A 21,811-nucleotide genomic window follows, 5' to 3' on the forward strand; every position below is an offset into this window, starting at 1 on the left:
TACTTTAATTTATAAACTTTTACTTTATTGGTTACTCTAAAGTTTAATCAGAGGACCGAGAAAGGGAGAGTTGAGGGTATGAGAGGGATTTACAGGATGTCAATTTTCTTTAGTATAATTTTACTTCTGTTAATAGGATTATGGTTTCGTTCAGAGCATTTAAACAGTGGAGCTCTTCCTGACAACGAGCGTCTCCTTCAGCAGAAAGCTTTTAACGAGCAGCAGTCAGAGGATCTTGCTATGACTATTCAGATGTTTTTGGCCCAGGTTGAAAATGATCTGGAACGTATGGCTGATTTTAGTGATGAAGAGAAATCTGACTGGCTGTCCGCCGAAATTATAAATCATCAGCACATAGACGGTTTTGCCTCTTATGATTTTGAGACAAAAGAGAAGGTATACAAAGAAGGGACCTTACCCGGAGATGAAGAGTTATGGGAAAGGCTGGATTTATCCGCTGAGAATTGGGGGTACTCTGCTCCTTATGTTACAGAGGGGGCTAAAAAAATTCTCATAAGTTTAAAAAAGGGTGAAGGCATATATGTATCGGAAGTGGATTTAACATTTATCGAACATTTTATAAAAGACCTTGCAGCCCTTGCAGACCATAACGGAAATTTTTTTATAGGCAATTCAGAAATGAATGCAGCCTTTTCAACAGAAGAAGCAGAAGCTGACGAGACTTTGGCTGTGACGACAATCCCTGAATTAAATTGGGAACTGTATATAAATGCTGAAGAGGCCCCTTTATCAAGAGATGAATATAAAAAAGGTGAAGTGGTAGTTATTTTAGAACAAGATGTCGAAGGGGAAGATTGGGCAGAGAGGCACAATGTTCATTTAATTGATCAGACAGGTCAAACGGCAGTCGTCCGTAATTTAACTAAAGATCCTTATGAACTTATAGAAGAATGGGCCGGGGACCCTGAAGTGGTATTTATGGAACCCAATTACACTTTTGAAAAACAATCGCTTGGAGACAGAACGGTTAATGAGGAAGTTGAATTCCTGCCGAATGATGAATTTTATGAGGATTATCAATGGAACCTCCATCAGTTGAACCTGGAGGAAGCATGGATGAAAACAAAGGGCGGGGAAGAGGCGCTTGCTGCAATAATTGACAGCGGGATTGATCCGGACCATCCTGACTTAAAAGACAGAATAATAAAAGGGTATAATGCTTTTGAGAACAATGAGGCTTTTTCGGATGATAACGGGCACGGAACCCATGTAGCGGGGATTGTGGGAGCAGAGACTAATAATGACTTTGGCGTTGCAGGGGTAACGTGGGATATTCCTCTGTTGGCAGTAAAAGTACTTGATGACGAGGCCATGGGGAATTCTTTTTCTATTGCCAAAGGGATCAGGTGGGCAACTGATAATGGTGCTAAAGTTATCAATTTAAGCCTTGGTGATGACCATGATTCGAAGTTAATGCACGATGCGGTAAAATATGCGTACGACAGGGATGTTGTTATCATCGCAGCTACTGGTAATGACAATGTACGTATTCCTATGTACCCGGCAGCATATGAAGAAGTTCTCGCCGTTGGCTCTTTAAATATGCGGAACCGGAGGAGTTTCTATTCTAACTTCGGCAATCATGTAGATGTCACAGCACCAGGTGAACATATTCCGAGTACTTTTACAGGTGATGAATATGTGATGATGAGCGGGACCTCTATGGCGGCCCCGCATGTTGCAGGCATTGCATCTTTAATCAGGTCTTATGACCCTGATCTGTCTAATGAGGAAGTGTACGAGAAAATTCGTAAGACTTCAACTGACTTAGGACCAAGAGGATTTGACCCTTTCTACGGACATGGTATGGTTAATGCGGCAGACGCTCTTCTGGATTAATCGTTATTGACTTTTCTGGGGGGTGGATTGGTGCTTAAAAATTAAATTATCAAGTTCCTGAGAGTGTTTTATTGTCTGATCAGCGGCCAGTCCGTATTTTGCTGCTGCTTGATGCAATTCTTTACGCTTTATTTCAATACAATTCTCTTTCTGCATATTCCCACTCCGTTCAGTCTGGGTGTTAGCTTTATTATCAGTGATTCTGAAAAAGATAGGAAGACTTTCTCCAATTAATATCAAATATTCCTATCAAATGGCTAAAGTCGACAAAATATCACTGCTAAAAAAAGAGAACAGGGGGTATGCAGAAAGATGATTCAGGTTACCCATAAGACAAAAATTTGTAACTTCTTTTTCTGTAAAAACGCTTTCCTTTTTTTGCACCCTGTTTTAGAATGGAAAGGGAGTCATAGTGAAGGAGGAAAAGAAGATGGGGAAACCGCACGCAGTCATATTTGATTTAGACGGAGTAATAGTTGACACAGCTAAGCACCATTTTCAAGCCTGGAAACAGTTGGCTGACGAACTGGGATTTAACTTTACTGAAGAAGATAATGAAAGACTTAAAGGCGTCAGCCGTATGGATTCGTTAAATATTCTTCTGGAGATTGGCGGACTAAATAAAAGTGAGTCAGAAAAACAGGAGTTGGCCGCAAGAAAGAATAAAAGGTATGTAGAAGCTATTTCCGTAATGGATGAAAGTGAAATTTTACCCGGAGTTTTAAGCTTTCTGCAGGAATTAAAGGAACATAATATTCCTTATGCATTAGGCTCTGCAAGTAAAAACGCACCGTTAATTTTAAAGCAGATTGGCCTCTATGAAAAGTTTAATGCTATTGTAGACGGAAATTCCATCTCACAAGCCAAGCCTGACCCTGAGGTGTTTTTACGCGGGGCAGAAGAACTTTCTGTGGCACCAGGAAACTGCGTGGTCTTTGAGGATGCTCAATCAGGGATAGAAGCAGGAAAATCAGCCGGAATGTACGTGGTAGGCGTTGGAGATCCTGCTATATTAGAAGGAGCAGATGAGTACATCCGTACAATGGAAGAAATGACAGTGAGCAGACTGGAAAAATGATTTTTTTTAATAGAACATGCAAACGATTGCGCTATTTGTGCAAATATTGGGAGGGGTTCTTATGAAACGCTATTTAAAAGAGAATGAATGGTCAATTATTGAGGAAGGGTTCGACCCGGCCAAGCATGAGATATCTGAGAGCATTTTCAGTATTGGAAACGGGCACATGGGTCAAAGGGCTAACTTTGAAGAAACGTACACTGGCTCCTCATTGCAGGGAAGTTATATGGCAGGAGTTTATTATCCTGATAAAACCCGTGTAGGATGGTGGAAAAACGGCTACCCGGAATACTTTGCAAAAGTATTAAATTCTACAAACTGGATAGGCCTGCGTATAGTTATTGACGGGGAAGAGCTGGATTTAAATCATTTAAAAATAAGCGACTTTGTGCGGGAGTTAAACATGAGGGAAGGCTACTTAAAACGATCCTTTAAAGCTGATCTTGCACAGGGAAGGCAGATAAAAGTGACTGCTACCCGGTTTGTCAGTATTGTACAAAAAGAAATAGGTGCAATAAAGTACGAGGTGACACCGCTCAATTTTAGCGGAACTATGGAAGTGACCTCCTATCTTGACGGAGATATTAAAAACACAGATGCAAACTACGACGAGAAGTTCTGGGATCCAGTAAATACTTATTTAGAAGAAAACCGTGCCTCAGTAACCGTAAAGACGAAAAAACTGGATTTTCATTTTTGTTCCACTATGGAAACACATTTTGTTAAAAACGGCGAAAAATTAGATTTAGAAGGAATCGGGGAAGAAGGCGTTAAATATGCAGGGGTAAAATATAAAGCGCCTTTGACAGAGAATGAAAGCATTGCTGTATATAAATACGCAGCTAACGTTACAAACCGGGACCATGACACCGAGCAATTGGAAAATGTGTCTTCAAAGGAATTAAATAATGCGGTCGAAAAAGGCTTTAATCAGCTGTTAAGCGAGCAGGCTGACGCCTGGAAAGAAAAATGGCTGGACAGTGATATTGTTATTAAAGGGGATGTGGCTGCCCAGCAGGGGATCAGGTTTAATATTTTCCAGTTAAACCAGACATACAGCGGTGAAGATGCAAGACTTAATATTGGTCCTAAAGGGTTCACTGGTGAAAAGTACGGCGGAAGTACTTACTGGGATACGGAAGCTTACTGCTTGCCGTTTTACCTTGCTACGGCAGAGGAAAGGATTCCAAAAAATTTATTGATTTATCGTCATAACCACCTGGAAAAAGCTCGTGAGAATGCCAGGAAACTTGGTTTTGAAAAAGGCGCTCTTTATCCGATGGTTACCATGAATGGTGAAGAGTCTCATAACGAGTGGGAAATCACGTTCGAAGAGATTCACCGGAACGGGGCTATTGCTTATGCTATTTACAATTATGTAAATTACACTGGGGATAAATCGTATCTCGGAGAATACGGAATTGAAGTTCTGGCAGAAATTTCACGCTTCTGGGAAGAGCGGGTGCATTTTGTACCTAGAAAAGGCGTGTATATGATGCTTGGTGTAACAGGGCCTAATGAATATGAAAACAATGTAAACAATAACTGGTACACGAACAGAATAGCAAGCTGGACACTGGAATATACGTTGTATGTTCTCGATTATTTAAAGGATACAAATGAAGATCTCTATAACGAGTGGATCAATAAGCTTAACCTGAAAGAAGAGGAAATGAAAAAATGGGTCGATATTATTGATAAAATGTATTATCCCGAAGATAAAGAAGAAGGTGTTTTTCTTCAGCAGGACGGATTTCTTGATAAAGAACTTATGGCGGTGAAAGATCTCGATTCCCGGCATTTGCCGCTTAATCAGAATTGGTCATGGGACCGTATTTTACGCTCTTGTTTTATCAAACAGGCAGATGTTCTTCAAGGTTTGTTTTTCCTGAATCATGAATTTGATATCGAGACTAAAAAGAGAAACTTTGACTTTTATGAGCCAATGACTGTACATGAATCTTCTCTTTCTCCTTGTGTCCATTCTATTTTAGCTTGTGAACTGGGGTATAAAGAGAAAGCTTATGAAATGTATTTACGAACGGCACGTTTAGATCTTGATAATTATAATAACGATACGGAAGACGGCTGTCATACAACGAGTATGGCAGGAACATGGATGTCTGTTGTCCAGGGATTCGGGGGGATGAAAGTCGTTAATGATCAGCTTGTTTTAAATCCGTTTATTCCCGGTCAGTGGGATTCATTCTCATTTAAAATCCGGTTCCGTGAAGCCCGTCTGATGATTCATGTTGACCAGACAAACGTCATAGTAACAAATGAAACAGATCAACCTGTTGACATAGTCATTCTGGGAGATAAATACAATTTAAAAGGCGTCAGTGAATTGAAAGTCAGCCATTAATTATAGAATTTCTTCAGAACTGTTTACAGGAAAAAGAAGCAGCAACAATTAATCTTAAAAACATCCGGACAAAATTTGTTCGGATGTTTTTATTTAAAAGTTCCGTGAGAAGTCTGCAAGCCGCTTCGAGCTTTGCTCTGCAGGGTCTTGCCTGACTTTCTTTATCACGGGAAAAGAGCATTGCTTCAGTGCCTATTCACCAATTTGCATTTACAAAAAAGGATAGATTGTCGTTTATGAATCAGCTACTTTGTTTTCGTTAATTCAGAAAACTTAAAGGCTACGATCGCTAGATGAAGGTTAAATCGAGAGTCGGCTGATTGCAGGTTTAAGCCGGTTTTCTTCTCTATTTGCGCCAGACGGTATTTTAAAGTGTGCCGATGGATGAATAAACTTGAAGCGGTTTGCTGCAGATGACAGTTATTAGCCAGGTAGCCTTCAAGTGTTTTAATGAGATCTTTTCTCTCACGGCCTGGAGTAATCAGCTCACCCAGATATTTTTTATAATATTCCTCCAAAGAAACCCCCGAATTTTCCATCTGAATGAGCACCTGATAGAAACCTAAATCATCATAGTGAACGACTGAAGAGTGGTTTAACAGAAGATCGGAATAATATACCGCATTTTCAGCTTCCCGTGCACTCTCTGAAAAAGATGCCAGATTTAAATAAGTTTTTCCAACTCCTATTTTCAAAGGCTCCGATGAGTATCCGCTCCATTTGGCCTGTAAATCCTCCAAATAAGTAAGGAAGAGAGCCTTCTCTTCCGCCTCGTCTTTTGTGAAAGACTCCACCAAAGCATATAATTCATTCATTTTAGGAAGCAGGATAATTTGTCTGCCAGAAGCATGCAAAGCCTGGCTTGCATAGTAATAAAGGCGGGTCCCGGTTTGGGAGCTGAGCGATTTGTCAAACGTCTGGAAAGGGACTTTCACATATACGGCAAAATGGGGGAGTGTTAAGTCATAGCCAAGCCGTTCACCTCTTTTTAAAGTTTCCATGTAGTGAAGATGCTCTTTATGCAGTATTTCTTCTACAAACTCCCCTTGTATCCTCACTTTTGTTTCATCGACCGCGTATTTTTTAACCATTTCAATTCCTATTAATGTAGCGATATGATTTGAAATCACAGCATCCATTTCCGACCAGTCTTTAAAATGGTGAACGGATAACAGGTATCCGTATATGACTGTTTCAGATTTAATTGTTGAAAAGGTGCAAATATAGTCTCCGATGTGGAAAGGTTTTTTATCTGTTTCCATATTTTCAATGAGGCTTTTTATGGCAACAGATTCTTTACCTGCAGTTAGATTATCGGTTTTTACAGAAAAGTCATGAGCCTCTTTCTTAACGAAAGCTGATATTTCTAATGACTCATTGAAAACATATATACTTGCCCTGGTCAACGGGCTGATTTTTTTGAGTGTATTTGGAAGGCCATCCAGATTAAAAGCAAGTTTCGTCATTTCCTGATGGACAAGCAGGGAATTTTCAAGAAGCCGGGTCTGCTTGTTAACAATTTGCTCAAGAACTCCTTTTGTTAAAGCAGAAAAGTTAACCTTTGGAGGAATGTGAAGGAGCGGAAGCTGATGTGCAGCAGCTTCATCAATAAACCTTACCGGAATATCATTTATATAAAACCCGCTGCAAATAGCTATCCCTGCCAGTTTTTCGGACCTGATTAATTCGAGGAAGCGCTGCTGGGAAGACTCATTATCCTCAAGGCCGAATCCCGTTGTGATAATCAATTCGCCTTCTTGAAAACGGGTGATATCCTCAATAATTTCTATCGTAGTAACCCATTTAATTGAACGATCAAGCCCTTCCTGCCCAGCAAGTAATTTCGTTCCTCTAAAAGCAGGAAGTTCTAAAGCTTCATGAACTGTCAGCATAATTCCATCCCTCCCGGCTCCAGGTTGTCTTTATACACGATGTATAAAAAAACCGGTCATTTTTGTGTTAGTTGAGCGAATAGTCAGACTTTTATATCTAGAATACACTATTATTAAACAATATTAAATATGTGTATACAGGGATTATCGATGATTAGTCTCTTAACGGTTTACAGAGAGGAGGAAAGTATGAAAAGTCATCTGATTAAACCATTTCTTGATGAAAGTTACCCGGTAGCCGATTACGGCCAAGGGATTTATTTGTATGACAAGACAGGAAAAAAATATATCGATGGTTCGTCTGGTGCGGTAACAGCAAATATTGGGCACGGTGTTCCGGAGATTGCCGATGCAATGAAAAAACAGGCTGAGAAAGTATCTTTTGTCTACAGATCCCAATTTACAAGCGAGCCTGCAGAAAAACTGGCAAATAAGCTGAAAGACTGGGCACCGGGGGATGTAAACTGGACGTTTTTTGTAAACAGTGGATCTGAAGCGACTGAAACAGCACTTAAAGTGGCCATTCAATACTGGCAGGAAAAAGGTAAGCCATCGAAGATTAAAGTCCTCTCACGTTGGATGAGTTATCACGGCATCACGCTTGGTTCATTATCCATGTCAGGGCATGTTGGAAGAAGAGCGCGATTTACCCCTTTACTTGAAGATTTTCCTTCTGTTGAACCGCCTTACTGCTTCAGGTGCCCATTTAAACAGACACACCCCCAATGCGGACTTATGTGTGCAGATGAATTAGAACGGGCAATTTTGAGAGAAGGTGCAGATCATATAGCTGCTTTTATTGCTGAACCTGTTATAGGCGCTTCTGGAGGTGCCATTGTTCCTCCTCCGGGATACTATGAACGAATAAAAAAGATTTGTGATAAATACGATGTACTGTTCATAGCAGATGAAGTGATGACAGGGTTTGGGCGCACTGGAAAACGGTTCGCCATTGATCACTGGTCTGTGGTGCCTGACATTATTGCTGTAGGGAAGGGTTTAACCGGTGGTTACGCCCCGCTTGCTGCCACGATTATCAGTGATAAAGTTCTTGCCCCTGTAAGACAAGGATCGAAAATTATTATGAGCGGTCATACTTACAGTGCGAATCCGCAGGCTACTGCAGTAGGATTAGCTGTCCTTAACTATGTTGAGACCTATAATCTTACAAAACAGGCTGAAAAAACAGGCAACATGTTAATGAGCCGGCTAAAGAATCTTAAACGACATTATCCGATAATTGGAGATGTGAGAGGAAAGGGGTTGCTGACAGGAATCGAGTTCATTTCCAATGTGTTTAACCATATGCCTTTTTCGTCAGAAGTAAGTGTTTCAAAGAAAATAATCAGTAGATGCATGGATAAAGGACTACTTGTTTATCCCGCCTCGGCAGGGATCGAAGGGAAAGCAGGTGATGCTGTCCTTATTGCACCTCCCCTTACGATTGTTGAGGAGGAAATTAATGACCTGGTTGCTATTTTTGAAGAATCAGTAAAGGAAGTTCAATCTGACCTTCAGATTCAAGGGTACTTTAATACTGTTATATGAAAGGAGCTGCAGAATGAAGCCGAATCTCCAGCAAATAGACAAACAGGTGACTATCAGGGAAGTAAAACATTATTTTAAAGACGGCATGACTTTGATGACCGGGGGATTTGGAGGAGTGGGCAACCCGCCTGGTCTGATTAAGGCGATATTAGATCTTAATATTAAAGATATAACCCTCATCTGTAATGATGCAGGTTTTCCTCATATCGGCGTTGGCCAGCTTGTAACTGCCGAAAAAGTCTCTGTCTTATATGCCAGCCATATAGGTTCTAATCCTAATGCAGGCAGCCAAATGACAGATGGTACCTTAACGGTCAATTTTTTCCCTCAGGGCACGCTTGCCGAAAAAATCAGAGCAGGAGGAGTAGGTTTAGGCGGGGTTCTGGTGGATGTAGGGGAGGGGAACCCCATAGTGGAAAAAGGGAAGAAGAAAGTTGAGATAAATAACAAATCCTATTTTGCAGAGGCCTCACTGACCGCAGATGTATCGATTGTTTACGCGAAAAAAGCCGATTCTTTCGGAAACCTTGTTTTTGATACGAGTGCTAGGAATACCAATCCCTTAGTGGCAATGGCTGGTGATATTACTATCGCAGAGGTCGATGAAATCGTGCCATATGGAGAGTTAGATCCGGAAGAAATCATCACGCCGGGGGCGTTCGTAGACTTCATAGTCCAGAGCAAAGGAGTTGACTGGAAATGGGCATGGGAAAAGACATAAGGCATAAAATTGCAGCGAGAGCAGCCAAAGAAATAAAGCCAGGGATGATCGTCAATTTAGGTATAGGGATTCCAACACTTGTGGCTGATTATACAGAGGATTTGCCCGTCATGTTCCACGCGGAAAACGGCATTCTTGGAACTGGGCCCTCCCCTTCAGAAGGCAAAGAAAATCCCCATTTATGTAACGCTGGAGGATTTCCAGTTACCACTATTCCAGGAGGTTCTTATTTTGACAGCGCCACAGCCTTTGCAATTGTTAGAAGAGGACTCCTTGATCTTACCATCATGGGAGCTCTGGAAGTGAGCGAAAGAGGGGACCTGGCGAACTGGATCGTACCGGGAAAAAGAGTTCCGGGAATGGGCGGGGCATTGGAACTTGCCCAAAAAGCAAGGAAAGTCATGATATTAATGAATCACGTCAGTAAAGACGGACGGCCAAAAATAGTTAAGGAATGTTCTCTTCCTTTAACAGCGGCACAATGTGTTAACCAGATTATTACGGACATGGCTGTCATATCAGTGGAGAAAGAGGGACTTGTACTTGATGAGGTGTTTGAGCCATATACAGTTGAAAAAGTCAAAGAATGTACTGGCGCGCCTTTTGTTCGAATAAATACTGGACTGAAAGAAGGTGAGCGACTTTGATTAAGAAGCCGGCAGCAACACATAAGGCCATCAGGCAATGGATGGCTGACCATGAAAAACAATTGCTCTCGATGCTTCAGCAGATGATCCAGGAGCCGTCTGTCCAGATGAATGAAAGCGGAATCCAGCATAAAACAGTACGTTGGCTTGAAGAGCTTGATTTCACAGTGGAGATGTGGGAACCAGGAGGAGAGGAATTGTTTAATCATCATGCTTTCCTTTCCCGCAGGGAGCACTTCAAAGGGAGTCCCAATGTAGTTGGGGTTCGAAAAGGAGAAGGGAAAGGGAAATCTATTCTGCTTAACGGACATATTGATGTTGTCCCGGAAGGAAATTTGTCTGACTGGGCAGAAGACCCATATGCCGGACTGGTTAAAGACGGGAAAATATACGGCAGGGGAGCAACAGATATGAAAGGCGGTAATGCAGCTATGCTTTTCGCCCTCCAGGCTATTTCCTCACTCAAAATCCCGATAAAAGGCGATGTCATTTTTCACAGCGTCATAGAAGAAGAGAGCGGAGGAGCGGGAACGCTGGCTGCTATTTTAAGAGGATACACCGCAGATGCCGCACTCATTCCAGAACCTACTAATATGAAAATTTTTCCAAAGCAACAGGGCTCAATGTGGTTCCGGCTAAAAGTAAAAGGTAAATCGGCACACGGGGGCACAAGCTATGAAGGGATAAATGCTATTTTAAAGGCCCAAAAGGTCATTCAGGCATTAGAAAGCCTGGAGAAGGTAAGGAATGACCGGGTGACTGATCCGCTTTTCGCTAAAGCACCAATTCCACTTCCGATAAATGTAGGAGTAATTGAAGGAGGGGAATGGCCATCTTCAGTTCCTGATTTAGTAAAAATAGAAGGACGCGTAGGAATTTCACCTGAAGAAACAGTGCAGGAAGCACAGGAAGAATTCACGAGGGCCATACGTGCTATGGAAGGTGAAGATAAGTGGTTCAAAGATCATCCTGTAGAAATTGAATGGTTTGGGGCAAGGTGGCTGCCGGGATCGATAGATGTTAACCATCCTTTTATGGAAATTCTTACTGAACAATACAAGGGGATTACAGGTAAGAGTCCCGAAGTCGAAGCTGCCCCTTGGGGAACAGACGGAGGCATAATAACGGCTGTCGGTTCGACTCCTTCAGTTGTGTTCGGGCCTGGGATTACACGTATGGCTCACCAGGCTAATGAATACATTGAAATTGAAAAAGTACGGCAATGCGCTGAAGTAATCGCTTCTACAATTATTGAATGGTGTAATGTTGAAGAAAGAAAGGGGAGGTCACACACATGACCAAAACTATAAAGTCTTATAAGATTCCGGGGCCAAAAGCTAATGAGATGTTAGAGCGGAGAAATGAGCATGTTCCGAGAGGGCCGTTCAATACAGCCTATACATTTGCCGATTCGGCAGAGGGTGCCCTCATAACAGATGTGGATGGCCAGAGCTTTATAGATTTTGCCGGAGCAATTGGCTCATTAAACGCGGGGCACTGTCCGCCTGGAGTGGTTCAGGCATTAAAAGACCAGGTGGAAAAATATTTGCATCCTTGCTTTCATGTGATGATGTATGAACCGTACATCGAACTGGCAGAAAATTTAAACCGGGTTACCCCAGGAGAGCACCACAAAAAAACTTTCTTTTTAAACAGCGGTGCTGAAGCGGTAGAAAACGCTATAAAAATTGCAAGAAAGTATACAGGCAGAAAAGCAATTTTATCCTTCGAAAGAGGATTTCACGGAAGAACCTATATGGCCATGTCTTTGACCAGCAAAGTTAAACCGTACAAGTATCAGTTCGGGCCATTTGTAGCTGATACGTATAAAATGAGTTACCCTTATTACTACCGGAAACCTGAAGGGATGACAAATGAAGACGTGGATCAGGAGTGTATTACCCGCTTAAAGAATTTCTTTCTGTCAGAAGTATCGGCTGAAGAAACGGCTGCTGTTATTATGGAACCTGTCCAGGGTGAAGGTGGATTTGTAGTGCCGAGTAAAGAATTTGTTAAACAAGTAAAGGAAATTTGTGAAGAGCATGGAATCTTATTTATAGCAGACGAAGTTCAGTCGGGCTTCGGAAGAACAGGTAAATTGTTCGCGGTTGAGCACTTTGGCATTATCCCTGATATCATGACAATGTCTAAATCTATTGCAGCCGGCCTGCCGATAAGTGCTGTCACTGGAAGAGCCGAAATTATGGATGCACCAGGGCCGGGTGAAATAGGGGGTACGTACGGAGGAAGCCCTCTTGGTTGTGTGGCAGCTAACGAAGTAATAAAGATGATGATCGAAGAAAAGCTTCCAGCCCGGGCCGTTGAGATAGGGCAGAAGGTAGAGGCAGCCTTTTCAGCTTTTCAGGACGACTATGAAGAAATTGGCGATGTACGTGGGTTAGGGGCTATGATGGCAATGGAGCTTGTGAAAGACAGGCAGACGAAAGAGCCTGATAAGGAGCTTACACAGACGATAATCAGGGAATGTATCAGCAACGGATTAATTATAATGGGATCCGGTCTCTATGGAAACGTCTTAAGAATTTTATCTCCTTTAGTTATTAGTGAAGAACAACTGGAAGAAGGACTGGAAATAATGAGATCGGTCATGGACCGGCATTGTAAAAAAAGAAAGTGAGGGACAGTTTATGAGAAAAAGCCTGTTCATTAATGGAGAATGGGTTGGAGCAGCGAATGTTCAGGACCTATATTCTCCTTACAGCGGTGAAAAAATTGCAGAAATTCCTTTGGCAACCCTCCAGGAAGTGGATGCAGCCGTTCAAGCAGCGTACAACGCACGAAAGCAGCTGAAAAAAATGCCTGCCCATGAACGGGCGCAAATTCTGGAGAATGTGAGCAGGCTAATTGAAGAGAATCGTGAAGAATGTGCCAGGCTGATAGCTGTTGAGGCGGCTAAACCAATTCAGACCGCAAGAGGAGAAGTAGCCAGATCATTAATGACATACAAGTTTGCAAGTGAAGAAGCAAGAAGGCTTCCAAATGAAATGGTTAATATGGATGCCGCTCCCGGCGGAGAAAACCGTACGGCGTATGCTGTTAGAGAGCCTGCAGGAGTAGTGGCGGCTATTACACCGTTTAACTTTCCTATGAACCTTGTAGCGCACAAACTCGGTCCCGCTATAGCAAGCGGCTGTCCGGTCGTACTTAAGCCTGCATCCCAAACCCCTTTATCTGCATTCTTTATAGCTGAATTATTTGAGAAAGCAGGTCTTCCAAAGGGAGCCCTGAATGTGGTGACAGGAAAAGGAAGCGTAGTTGGCGAAGCTCTGGTAACAGATGACAGAGTAAAAGTAATTACTTTCACGGGCAGCCCGGAAGTCGGGATGTCAATTCGAAATAAAGCTGGCTTAAAAAAAGTCACGCTGGAACTTGGATCTAACTCCGCTGTTATTATTGATGAAGGGACAGATATTGAAGCTATTGCAGACAGGGTCGCCACAGGGGCGTTCACTTACCAGGGCCAGGTGTGTATTTCTGTCCAGCGGATTTTTGTGCATGAATCCTGTTACAAACAATTAACTAAAAAGATGAAAGAAAAAGCGCAAAGCATGGTTTTAGGTGATCCCCTTGATGAAGGGACGCACATTTCAGCTATGATCTCCCCTGAAGAAAAAGACCGGGTTTTGTCCTGGATTAACGAAGCTGCAGAGCAAGGGGCCAAAATTGTTACGGGCGGTGAGGAAAATAACGGGATGATTACTCCAGCGGTAATTGAAAATGTCGCCCCCTCCATGAAAGTTTCTTGTGAAGAAGTATTTGGGCCTGTGGTAACAATTTCACCTTTTAAAGAGTGGGAGGAAGCTATTGGTTTAGTAAACAATTCGGATTTCGGCCTTCAGGCAGGAGTGTATACTGAAAAGATTTCACATGCGTTTCACGCCTCGGAAGAACTGGAGGTAGGAGGCGTCATGATCAATGATTTCCCTACTTTCAGGGTGGATCATATGCCGTATGGAGGAATGAAAAAAAGCGGGTCCGGCAGAGAAGGTATTAAATACGCTATAGAAGAGATGACAGAAATAAAACTTGTTTCTTTCAATAATAGCTCTTTTAAATAAGTGTATTGAAGTGTATCATACAAGACTGTTAGACATCAGGTTGCGGGGGAAAACTAAAATGTTAACATCTGACAGGGAGGAAAGACTGTTCCTCCCTGTCAGAGAGAAGCATTAAAAGCGGGAGGATTGTTTATGGGACTCAAAGCGTTGTGGGACGCGGATTTATGGAATGACCGACTGGTTGCATACTTGCCTGACTTAACTGCGCAAGAGCAGGAGAAGATTAAAGAGAAAATAAAAAACGCACCGGCAGGTAAGTTTACTGTTTATACATTAGAAAACCATCAGGACACTTTAATTGATCTGGGATTTCAGCATGAAGCGGATCTCCCCGGTTTTTTTGAAGGAAAAACAGCAAAAATTTTCTCATTGTTTTTAAAGGAAGAGCGAAACAAATCCGCCTCAGTCACTAAAAACAAAGATGTTTTAAGTATAGTAAAAAACGATAATGCTGTACCTTCGCAGTCTTGGAAAGGGATCCTGTTCAGTCATCTTGAAGTATCAGATCTGGATCAATTGACTGCTTTATATAAGCGGGTATTTAATGTATATCCTACAAATATTTTTGATCAGAATTATATTAAGGATTCAATGAATAATAACTATATCTTTGTAACTGCTAAAGATCAGGGAAAGGTCATCGGAGCTGCCTCTGCTATGAAAACAGGATACCAGAGCGCTGAGATAACTGATTGCGCTGTTGATCCTGATTACCGTGGCCGGAACATCCTGCATGGACTTATTCTGGAATTGGAGACCCGCCTGGTCAAAGAACGGATCTTTAACGCTTTTTCTATCACACGTGCTGTTTCTGTGGGAATGAATATGACAGTTAAACGCCTGGATTATACATATAAAGGGACCCTGGTGAATAACTGTAAAATCTCCTCTGGATACGAAGATATGAACATATGGGTAAAAAAACTGAAAAATTAAACAGTGAAAAACTAAGAGGGTTTCTCAAAAGGTCTGAAAGAAGGACCTTAATTGAGACACCTTCTTTTTTCATGCAAAAGAATATCGAGGCCGGGACAAAACTAAATTAAATCCAGGATAACCGAAGAATGAATTCACAATAGACCATAAGATGAGATGAGGTTCATAAACGCACTCGCTTGCCGCAGAAATCTCTTCAGCTCCTCGGCAAAAATCGCCTGCGAGATCTTCAGAAGATGCTTTTCCTGCAGGCGTCTCGTGATTTTTGAACCTCATCATTTTTTAGCTTTTTTTCAAAAAGAACAGCCGGACAAAATTCGGAAGTTTTGTTCGGCTTTCTTTATAATTACTATTCTTTTGTCCCAGCCTTTTCGTAGATCTATTCCTTAACTGCAAAGTAATTTTTTTTCAAAAGAGTAGGCTGTTCCATGAGCTCTTTAAACGTAAACTTAGCCCCCAACTTTTTCGTATCGATAAGCATAAATTGAGTTTCGATTTTTTCTATTTGATCTTCTTCGATATAAACTATCTGACAGTCAGGGCATTTAATGGAAGGGACTTTCTGAATTTCAACAGCCCTGGTTCCATCAGGCAGTTCCCAGTATGCCGGCTCAAGTGACTCAACAGCCTGCTCTGATTGACACCATTTACACTGCATACATACACTCTCCTCTGATCAGACTTTTTCCTTGTTGTATTTCTGCTGTTCTTTAGCCCATTTTTTTTCAATCATTTCATCCCGTTTAGAACGGCGGTCTTTAAGAGACTGATGAGATTCATCCTGACTGTAGGTACTTCTGCGATTCAACCGCTGGATACCTTCAGGGACAAGGTTAAATTCTTCATCATTCATTAAAGCTGAAACGCCGGCTCTCTTTTGGTCTTTTTTCTCGTAGTATTTGTAGAAATAATCGTCCGCTGTGCCGGGCAGATAGTGTTTTGGTTCCGGGTAGGTCGTTATTACCCCTTCGAAATTTCTCAGTACGACTTTATCAGGACTTTGAGAGATCATGTAGTTCGGCTGCAGAGTAATTTTACCTCCGCCCCCTGGAGCATCAACTACGAAAGATGGGACTGCGTAACCTGACGTGTGCCCTCTCAGCCCTTCGATAATTTCAAGCCCTTTAGAAACCGGCGTGCGGAAATGCCCGATTCCTTCCGATAAGTCACATTGATAAATATAATATGGTCTGCACCGGATTTTAACGAGGTCATGGCATAATTTTTTCATAATTTCCACACTGTCATTAATCCCAGCTAAAATGACTGCCTGGTTCCCGACAGGGACACCTGCGTTGGCAAGCATTTCAACGGCTTTTTTCGACTCCTCAGTGATTTCAAGGGACGTATTAAAATGAGTGTTAACCCATACTGGATGGTATTTTTTCAGGATATTGCAAAGGTTTTCAGTAATTCGCTGCGGGAATACGACAGGGGCTCTTGTTCCAATCCGGATAATTTCCACATGATCGATCTCTCTCAAGTTTTTAAGCACATATTCGAGTATCTGATCATTAATTAACAGGCCGTCACCTCCGGAAATCAGCACATCACGGACTTCCGGCGTGTTCCTGATATAATTGATGGCACCGTCCAGCTGCTTTTTAGGGACACCCATTCCGATCTGCCCGGAAAAACGGCGGCGTGTGCAGTAACGGCAATACATAGAGCATTGATTAGTTACAAGGAAAAGCACCCGGTCAGGATAACGATGTGTGAGACCTGGCACAGGGGAGTCTTCGTCTTCAAATAAAGGGTCTTCTAAATCATATTTTGTCTTTTGTATCTCGGCAGAAATTGGAACAGACTGCATTCTGATCGGACACCTTGGGTCATCGGGGTTCATTAATGACGCATAATAAGGAGTGATGTTGAGGGGGATCGTTTTTGTGGAAATTTTGACGCCCTCTTCTTCGTCAGGAGTTAAATTTACTACTTTTTTTAAATCATCCAACGTGCGGATGGTATTTGTTAATTGCCAAATCCAGTCGTTCCATTGTTCTTCGGTTACGTCTTTCCAAAGTTCAATCTCTTGCCAGTGTCTTTCAGCTTTATACAAGTCAAGTTTCATAGTAGAGTGCCTCCTTTATTATAAAAAAATTCTCACTATTTATATAATGCAATTTTCATGCCAAAACTAAAACGGCTTTCGATCCTTTGATTAACCCTTATTTAAAATTGAAAATTAAAAGAAGTGCCGGTTTTCCGGCACTTCGCTAAATAAGTTTATATTTTTGGAGTTTGTACTGAAGAGTCTGTCTGGGAATTCTTAATTTTTCAGCAGTTCTTTTTACGTTTCTGTTTTCTTTCTCGTAAATACCCAAAATAACTTTTTTCTCAAAATCTTCTACACTTGTTTTTAGACCCCGTTTTTCAACATCATAACCTTCAGAATTTGAGGCGGGGAGAGAACGTCTTCCATGATCACTGAGATAGTGGGGGAAATGTTCAAGCGTAAGTTCTTCCGAGTCACTCATATTCATAGCCGCTTCGATGGCATGCCGCAATTCGCGGATATTTCCGGGCCAATCATAAAGATAAAAAGCACTTAATGCTTCTTTATCAATCTTCTTTACTTGCAGTCCGAATTTATGGTTATAAGTATTTATAAACGTCTGAATCAGTATAGGAAGGTCATCTATTCTGTCTCTTAACGGCGGAAGAGATAAAGAAACAACATTTAAGCGATAATAAAGATCTTTTCTGATCAGTTTTTTCTTAAGCAAATCAGCAGGTTTTTCGTTAGTGGCTGTAATGATTCTCACATCCGTTTGGACGGTTCTGTGAGAGCCTACCCGTCTGACCACACCGTCTTCGAGAACACGGAGCAACTTAGCCTGCAAGTCGAAAGGAAGGGTGTGAATTTCATCTAAAAACAATGTGCCTCCATGGGCTAATTCAAACAGCCCTTCTTTATTTTCTGCCCCGGTAAAACTGCCTTTAGTTGTGCCAAACAGCATACTTTCCAGCAGGGAAGGAGGAATAGCAGCGCAGTTTTGCGATATAAAAGGGCCGCGGCACCGGGCAGACTGATGATGGATGCCCTGGACAAGCAGTTCTTTGCCTGTTCCGGTCTCCCCATATACAAGAATAGGGGAGGTCGTCTTAGACACTCTCTCAGCCCTGGCTATGGTTTTCTTCATAGCAGGATTCGCAGTTATAATATCTTTAAATGTATAGTTAGTTGAATATTTACTGACGTTTTTCGGTTTTTCAATCCGTTTGTCCATTTGTGTCTGTAATTCGATAAGTTTATTGGATAATTCTTTTACTCTTGAATAATCCTTAGCAATTTCAGCCGCTCCGAGAATGTCTTTACCGACGATAATGGGGATCGTCGTATTCACAGTATCGATTAATTTTCCTTTAATATTCCGGTAAGTCTGGTGCTTGTTATACATTGGTCTGCCTGTCTTTACAACTTTTAGCATGGTGCTTGTTTCAACAGTTAAAGAGGGGAACACTTCGAGCAGGGGCTTTCCAATCACTTCTTCGGCATTCATACCATCATGCTCCGCAGCTATCCGATTATAATAAATGGTTCTTCCTTCCCTGTCTATCACATGAATTCCCTCATCAATGCTTTTTAAAATAGCCTTCAGCATTTCGTTAGTGTCTGCGTTCGCTGCAAAAATTTAACTCACCTCTTTTGATGCCGGAGAATGGTCAATAAGTGCTGGAAATTCGGCATCTAGTTTAATATTACTTTTTATTCAGCTGGCTTTCAACATTATATGGAGGTTTATGGGAATTTATCTAACAATCTACTAAGGAATTGCTGGTTTTAATTCATTACTATAGTACATGTAGTTTTTTTTATTAAAAAAGGAGGCTTTTTTTTTATGAAGAAATGGATGTTCTCAATTGCTTTGGCTGGAGTTTTGCTTTTTACTTCCCATAATGGTGTGTCTGCCTCAACTTATGAAGTGAGGTCAGGAGACAGCCTTTGGACAATCGGCCAAAACTACGGTGTAACTACTGAAGCCTTGCGAAGAGAAAATAATTTATCCAGCAATATGATCTATCCGGGTCAATCCCTTAGTATCCCTGGAGGTACGGTTACTCACACTGTCACACACGGGGAAACGTTATGGATCATTGCCAATAGATACGGTGTAACTGTTTCACAATTACGCGGATGGAACGGACTATCCGGTTCAGCGATCTATCCTGGTCAGTCTCTTACTATAAATAAAGCAGCACCCACTTCTCAAGCTTATTCTTCACAAGAAAAAGAATTGCTGGCCCGTCTAGTCCATGCAGAGGCCAGAGGAGAGCCTTATAAAGGAAAAGTAGCTGTGGCTGCTGTTGTCTTAAACAGAGCTGATCATCCTGATTTTCCTTCATCAGTGAGTGGCGTGGTATATGAAACTTATGGTTCGGGCAATATTTACGCATTTGAACCCGTGCAGAACGGAGAAATATACCGGGCGGCAGACAGGGAATCTATCCGTGCTGTAGAAGACGCAGTAAATGGATATGATCCGACTAACGGTGCCGTTTACTTTTATAACCCAGATACGGCGACCTCAAATTGGGTAAACAATCTGACGGTTAATCAGCGGATAGGAAATCATGTATTTGCGAGACAATAATATTTAAGGACAAAAAATCCCTTGGAGAACGAGCCTCCAAGGGGTTTTGTGCGTGTGGCAGCCCACATATTGAAGGTGAAAGTCCTTCGAATGCACCGCTGACAGTCGGTAAGCGAACACTGAGAGCTAGTGCGTTGTCGTGAGGCAAGGTGCGGAGGAGCTTAAAGTGAATCTCTGCTCAGAGCTACCATCCCATGTTGGCACGAGGGAAGGATGACTGTGCAAAACATCAGGAAGTCCGAGTAACTGTGACACCCGAAGTGTTAAGAGGGCTGAAGTAGAGAGAAGATATGTGAAGTGACCCACAGAGGTCTCCATGCATCCTTTGAAAGAAGGGGACAACTATTCAAGGAGGAAATCCAAGGTAGTGTCTTAGCAGGGAGAAGTCAGAGATCACCATAGTAGTGAAGAAGCTTGTGCCAATGAGGGCTGGGTAACCAGAAAGAGGAGTAGCACACAAGTGACAGAATAAACGAATTCTGACGGACTTCTATTCGAAAGAAAGAAGAACCGTGCGAAGGGTGTGACCCGTGAAGAGTGACCAAACGACCATTTGATGACGTGTGGAAATGGGCAGAAACGGACAGTTGCCAAAGCACAGAAGTCCGGGGAGAACAGAAGGGTACCCCGTCCATCGCCGATAACTGGAACGAGGGATTGCATAGCTATTAACCCGAGTGAAAGTCATCATAAGGAGAAACACGAACAAGCAAAGAGGAACCGAGGTCAACGTAGTTGGGAGTGAATAGAATGGCGCTCGCGAAATATTACAGTTTGTATGACAAAGTATATAAATGGTCCAACCTACAGAAAGCCTTTGCGAATGTGAAGAAGAACAAAGGTGCACCCGGGATTGACCATGTGACGATTCAGAACTATGAACTGGACTTGGAGGACAACCTAGGAGTGCTCCAGGAGAAGTTGCGAACGAAGTCATACAAGCCATTGCCGGTAAGAAGAACGTATATCGAGAAAGAAGACAGAGGGAAGAAGCGTCCTTTAGGCATACCGGCAGTGGAAGACCGTATTGTGCAAGCAGCGCTACGTCAAATCATCGAACCGATTTTTGAGGAAGACTTCCTTCCATGCAGTTATGGATTTCGTCCAAAGAGAAGTGCGCATATGGCCATTGATCAAGTCTCAGCGTACTTAAAGGAAGACTATACGTATGTCATTGATGCCGACCTCCAATCATACTTTGATACCATTCCTCATGATCAGTTAGAGACCTGCATCAGAAAGCGAATTGTAGATGGTTCAATCATAAACTTGATACACCTCTTCTTGAAGGCGGGTGTGATGGAAGATGGCTCTGTGAAAGAAGGAAAAGAAGGGACACCTCAAGGTGGTGTCATTAGTCCGCTACTTTCAAATATCTACCTTCACCAGCTGGACGAATTGATGACAAAAAGAGGCCATCGAATCGTACGATTCGCAGATGACTTTATTGTTTTATGTCGGAGTGCCAAAGGCAGTGAAAGAGTGATGCGGGGAATCAAGAAGTATGTTGAAAATGACCTGAGACTGACGGTGCATCCAACAAAATCAGTTATAGTCAATGCCGAAGAAGAACCATTCACGTTTCTTGGCTACGAGTTCTACAGGAATTACAGAGGGATTGCGCCTAAGAAAGAAAAGACATTCAAAGAAAAGGTCAAAAGACTAACGAGACGAAATCAAACACTTAATATTGAGGTATTGGTTGATGACATCCTAAATCCTTATCTGCGAGGCTGGGCGAATTACTTCCGATTTGGGCATGTGGCAACGAAATTCAAGAAATGGGATGCATGGATACGAAGACGGTTACGCATGGTTCAACTGAGAAGCTGGCGTAATCGGAATAGCTTATATAGAGTGCTAAGAAAGAAAGGATGGAACGAAGAAAGTCTTCATCCCATCCGAATGACGGCGTGGCGAAGTTCTAAGACCCACATGGTTCATACTGCACTGGATAACAGTTATTTCGAAGAAATCGGCCTAGTCAGCCTCAGAACTATTTACGAAGAACGCTATTCAAAGAAGAATAACCGGGAGGAGCCGCATGCGTAGACCCGCACGTGTGGTTCTGGGAGAGGGGTAGTCAGTAA

The 21,811-nt window shown here is 42.2% G+C and carries 17 protein-coding genes; 12 read left to right on the top strand and 5 right to left on the bottom strand.

Going from position 1 to position 21,811, the window contains the following annotated elements; genetic code table 11:
* The first annotated feature begins 78 nt into the window (after positions 1–78).
* Positions 79–1,860 (top strand): S8 family peptidase, encoded by a 1,782-nt coding sequence (locus K8O68_RS12380; protein ID WP_230897187.1) that lies wholly within the window; start codon positions 79–81, stop codon positions 1,858–1,860.
* 3 nt (positions 1,861–1,863) lie between these two features.
* Here the strand turns inward: K8O68_RS12380 and K8O68_RS12385 are convergent, their stop codons facing one another.
* Positions 1,864–2,016: an aspartyl-phosphate phosphatase Spo0E family protein gene (locus K8O68_RS12385; protein WP_230897188.1), complete on the bottom strand. Its 153-nt coding sequence runs from the start codon at positions 2,014–2,016 to the stop codon at positions 1,864–1,866.
* A gap of 274 nt (positions 2,017–2,290) precedes the next feature.
* On the opposite strand from K8O68_RS12385, the gene pgmB reads away from it, so the two are divergent.
* Both pgmB and K8O68_RS12395 read left to right on the top strand, forming a co-directional pair.
* On the top strand, positions 2,291–2,938 hold the full coding sequence (gene pgmB, locus K8O68_RS12390; RefSeq protein WP_230897189.1) for a beta-phosphoglucomutase: 648 nt from the start codon (positions 2,291–2,293) through the stop codon (positions 2,936–2,938).
* Positions 2,939–2,999: 61 nt separating this feature from the next.
* The gene (locus K8O68_RS12395) at positions 3,000–5,303 is read left to right on the top strand and encodes a glycoside hydrolase family 65 protein (RefSeq protein ID WP_230897190.1); all 2,304 of its coding nucleotides are present in this window, start codon (positions 3,000–3,002) and stop codon (positions 5,301–5,303) included.
* Between the two features lie 245 nt (positions 5,304–5,548).
* Here K8O68_RS12395 and K8O68_RS12400 read toward each other — a convergent pair whose 3' ends face one another.
* Positions 5,549–7,195: a PucR family transcriptional regulator gene (locus K8O68_RS12400; RefSeq protein WP_230897191.1), complete on the bottom strand. Its 1,647-nt coding sequence runs from the start codon at positions 7,193–7,195 to the stop codon at positions 5,549–5,551.
* A gap of 189 nt (positions 7,196–7,384) precedes the next feature.
* On the opposite strand from K8O68_RS12400, the gene K8O68_RS12405 reads away from it, so the two are divergent.
* The 7 genes from K8O68_RS12405 to ablB all read left to right on the top strand — a co-directional run bounded on the left by K8O68_RS12405 (position 7,385) and on the right by ablB (position 15,126).
* The gene (locus tag K8O68_RS12405) at positions 7,385–8,743 is read left to right on the top strand and encodes an aspartate aminotransferase family protein (RefSeq protein ID WP_230897192.1); all 1,359 of its coding nucleotides are present in this window, start codon (positions 7,385–7,387) and stop codon (positions 8,741–8,743) included.
* A 13-nt stretch (positions 8,744–8,756) separates the two neighbouring features.
* Positions 8,757–9,464 (top strand): CoA transferase subunit A, encoded by a 708-nt coding sequence (locus K8O68_RS12410; RefSeq protein WP_230897193.1) that lies wholly within the window; start codon positions 8,757–8,759, stop codon positions 9,462–9,464.
* Positions 9,443–10,111: a 3-oxoacid CoA-transferase subunit B gene (locus tag K8O68_RS12415; protein WP_230897194.1), complete on the top strand. Its 669-nt coding sequence runs from the start codon at positions 9,443–9,445 to the stop codon at positions 10,109–10,111. Before K8O68_RS12410 ends, K8O68_RS12415 begins: the two co-directional genes overlap by 22 nt.
* Entirely contained in the window at positions 10,108–11,409 is a 1,302-nt protein-coding gene (locus K8O68_RS12420) for a peptidase (protein WP_255717187.1), read from the top strand. Before K8O68_RS12415 ends, K8O68_RS12420 begins: the two co-directional genes overlap by 4 nt.
* Positions 11,406–12,749, top strand: coding sequence for a 4-aminobutyrate--2-oxoglutarate transaminase (gene gabT, locus K8O68_RS12425; RefSeq protein WP_230897195.1), 1,344 nt, complete (start codon positions 11,406–11,408; stop codon positions 12,747–12,749). Before K8O68_RS12420 ends, gabT begins: the two co-directional genes overlap by 4 nt.
* Positions 12,750–12,759: 10 nt before the next feature.
* Positions 12,760–14,190 carry an aldehyde dehydrogenase family protein gene (locus tag K8O68_RS12430; RefSeq protein ID WP_230897196.1) on the top strand — a complete coding sequence of 477 codons (1,431 nt, stop codon included), beginning with the start codon at positions 12,760–12,762 and terminating at the stop codon, positions 14,188–14,190.
* Between the two features lie 132 nt (positions 14,191–14,322).
* Positions 14,323–15,126, top strand: a complete 804-nt coding sequence (ablB, locus tag K8O68_RS12435) for a putative beta-lysine N-acetyltransferase (RefSeq protein ID WP_230897197.1) — start codon at positions 14,323–14,325, stop codon at positions 15,124–15,126.
* Between the two features lie 379 nt (positions 15,127–15,505).
* Here the strand turns inward: ablB and K8O68_RS12440 are convergent, their stop codons facing one another.
* The 3 genes from K8O68_RS12440 to K8O68_RS12450 all read right to left on the bottom strand — a co-directional run bounded on the left by K8O68_RS12440 (position 15,506) and on the right by K8O68_RS12450 (position 18,731).
* Positions 15,506–15,784: a YokU family protein gene (locus tag K8O68_RS12440; protein WP_230897198.1), complete on the bottom strand. Its 279-nt coding sequence runs from the start codon at positions 15,782–15,784 to the stop codon at positions 15,506–15,508.
* Positions 15,785–15,802: 18 nt separating this feature from the next.
* Positions 15,803–17,197 (bottom strand): lysine 2,3-aminomutase, encoded by a 1,395-nt coding sequence (kamA, locus tag K8O68_RS12445; RefSeq protein ID WP_230897199.1) that lies wholly within the window; start codon positions 17,195–17,197, stop codon positions 15,803–15,805.
* Positions 17,198–17,342: 145 nt separating this feature from the next.
* Positions 17,343–18,731 (bottom strand): sigma-54 interaction domain-containing protein, encoded by a 1,389-nt coding sequence (locus tag K8O68_RS12450; protein ID WP_230897200.1) that lies wholly within the window; start codon positions 18,729–18,731, stop codon positions 17,343–17,345.
* Between the two features lie 237 nt (positions 18,732–18,968).
* Here K8O68_RS12450 and K8O68_RS12455 point away from each other — a divergent pair, with 237 nt between their 5' ends.
* Both K8O68_RS12455 and ltrA read left to right on the top strand, forming a co-directional pair.
* The gene (locus K8O68_RS12455; protein WP_230897201.1) at positions 18,969–19,721 is read left to right on the top strand and encodes a cell wall hydrolase; all 753 of its coding nucleotides are present in this window, start codon (positions 18,969–18,971) and stop codon (positions 19,719–19,721) included.
* A gap of 750 nt (positions 19,722–20,471) precedes the next feature.
* Positions 20,472–21,773, top strand: a complete 1,302-nt coding sequence (gene ltrA / locus K8O68_RS12460; protein ID WP_230897202.1) for a group II intron reverse transcriptase/maturase — start codon at positions 20,472–20,474, stop codon at positions 21,771–21,773.
* The last annotated feature ends 38 nt before the right edge of the window (positions 21,774–21,811 follow it).

This window comes from Salipaludibacillus sp. CUR1 (genome assembly GCF_021028955.1).
Lineage (GTDB): Bacteria > Bacillota > Bacilli > Bacillales > Salisediminibacteriaceae > Salipaludibacillus.

What these genes read in the sequence shown, in the direction of transcription:
- K8O68_RS12455 (WP_230897201.1), top strand. Translation starts at nt 18,969, where the DNA reads ATGAAGAAATGGATGTTCTCAATTGCTTTGGCTGGAGTTTTGCTTTTT.
- K8O68_RS12380 (WP_230897187.1), top strand. Translation starts at nt 79, where the DNA reads ATGAGAGGGATTTACAGGATGTCAATTTTCTTTAGTATAATTTTACTT.
- K8O68_RS12385 (WP_230897188.1), bottom strand. Translation starts at nt 2,016, where the DNA reads ATGCAGAAAGAGAATTGTATTGAAATAAAGCGTAAAGAATTGCATCAA.
- kamA (WP_230897199.1), bottom strand. Translation starts at nt 17,197, where the DNA reads ATGAAACTTGACTTGTATAAAGCTGAAAGACACTGGCAAGAGATTGAA.
- K8O68_RS12405 (WP_230897192.1), top strand. Translation starts at nt 7,385, where the DNA reads ATGAAAAGTCATCTGATTAAACCATTTCTTGATGAAAGTTACCCGGTA.
- ltrA (WP_230897202.1), top strand. Translation starts at nt 20,472, where the DNA reads ATGGCGCTCGCGAAATATTACAGTTTGTATGACAAAGTATATAAATGG.
- gabT (WP_230897195.1), top strand. Translation starts at nt 11,406, where the DNA reads ATGACCAAAACTATAAAGTCTTATAAGATTCCGGGGCCAAAAGCTAAT.
- K8O68_RS12410 (WP_230897193.1), top strand. Translation starts at nt 8,757, where the DNA reads ATGAAGCCGAATCTCCAGCAAATAGACAAACAGGTGACTATCAGGGAA.
- K8O68_RS12415 (WP_230897194.1), top strand. Translation starts at nt 9,443, where the DNA reads ATGGGCATGGGAAAAGACATAAGGCATAAAATTGCAGCGAGAGCAGCC.
- K8O68_RS12440 (WP_230897198.1), bottom strand. Translation starts at nt 15,784, where the DNA reads ATGCAGTGTAAATGGTGTCAATCAGAGCAGGCTGTTGAGTCACTTGAG.
- K8O68_RS12395 (WP_230897190.1), top strand. Translation starts at nt 3,000, where the DNA reads ATGAAACGCTATTTAAAAGAGAATGAATGGTCAATTATTGAGGAAGGG.
- K8O68_RS12450 (WP_230897200.1), bottom strand. Translation starts at nt 18,731, where the DNA reads ATGCTGAAGGCTATTTTAAAAAGCATTGATGAGGGAATTCATGTGATA.
- ablB (WP_230897197.1), top strand. Translation starts at nt 14,323, where the DNA reads ATGGGACTCAAAGCGTTGTGGGACGCGGATTTATGGAATGACCGACTG.
- K8O68_RS12400 (WP_230897191.1), bottom strand. Translation starts at nt 7,195, where the DNA reads ATGCTGACAGTTCATGAAGCTTTAGAACTTCCTGCTTTTAGAGGAACG.
- K8O68_RS12430 (WP_230897196.1), top strand. Translation starts at nt 12,760, where the DNA reads ATGAGAAAAAGCCTGTTCATTAATGGAGAATGGGTTGGAGCAGCGAAT.
- pgmB (WP_230897189.1), top strand. Translation starts at nt 2,291, where the DNA reads ATGGGGAAACCGCACGCAGTCATATTTGATTTAGACGGAGTAATAGTT.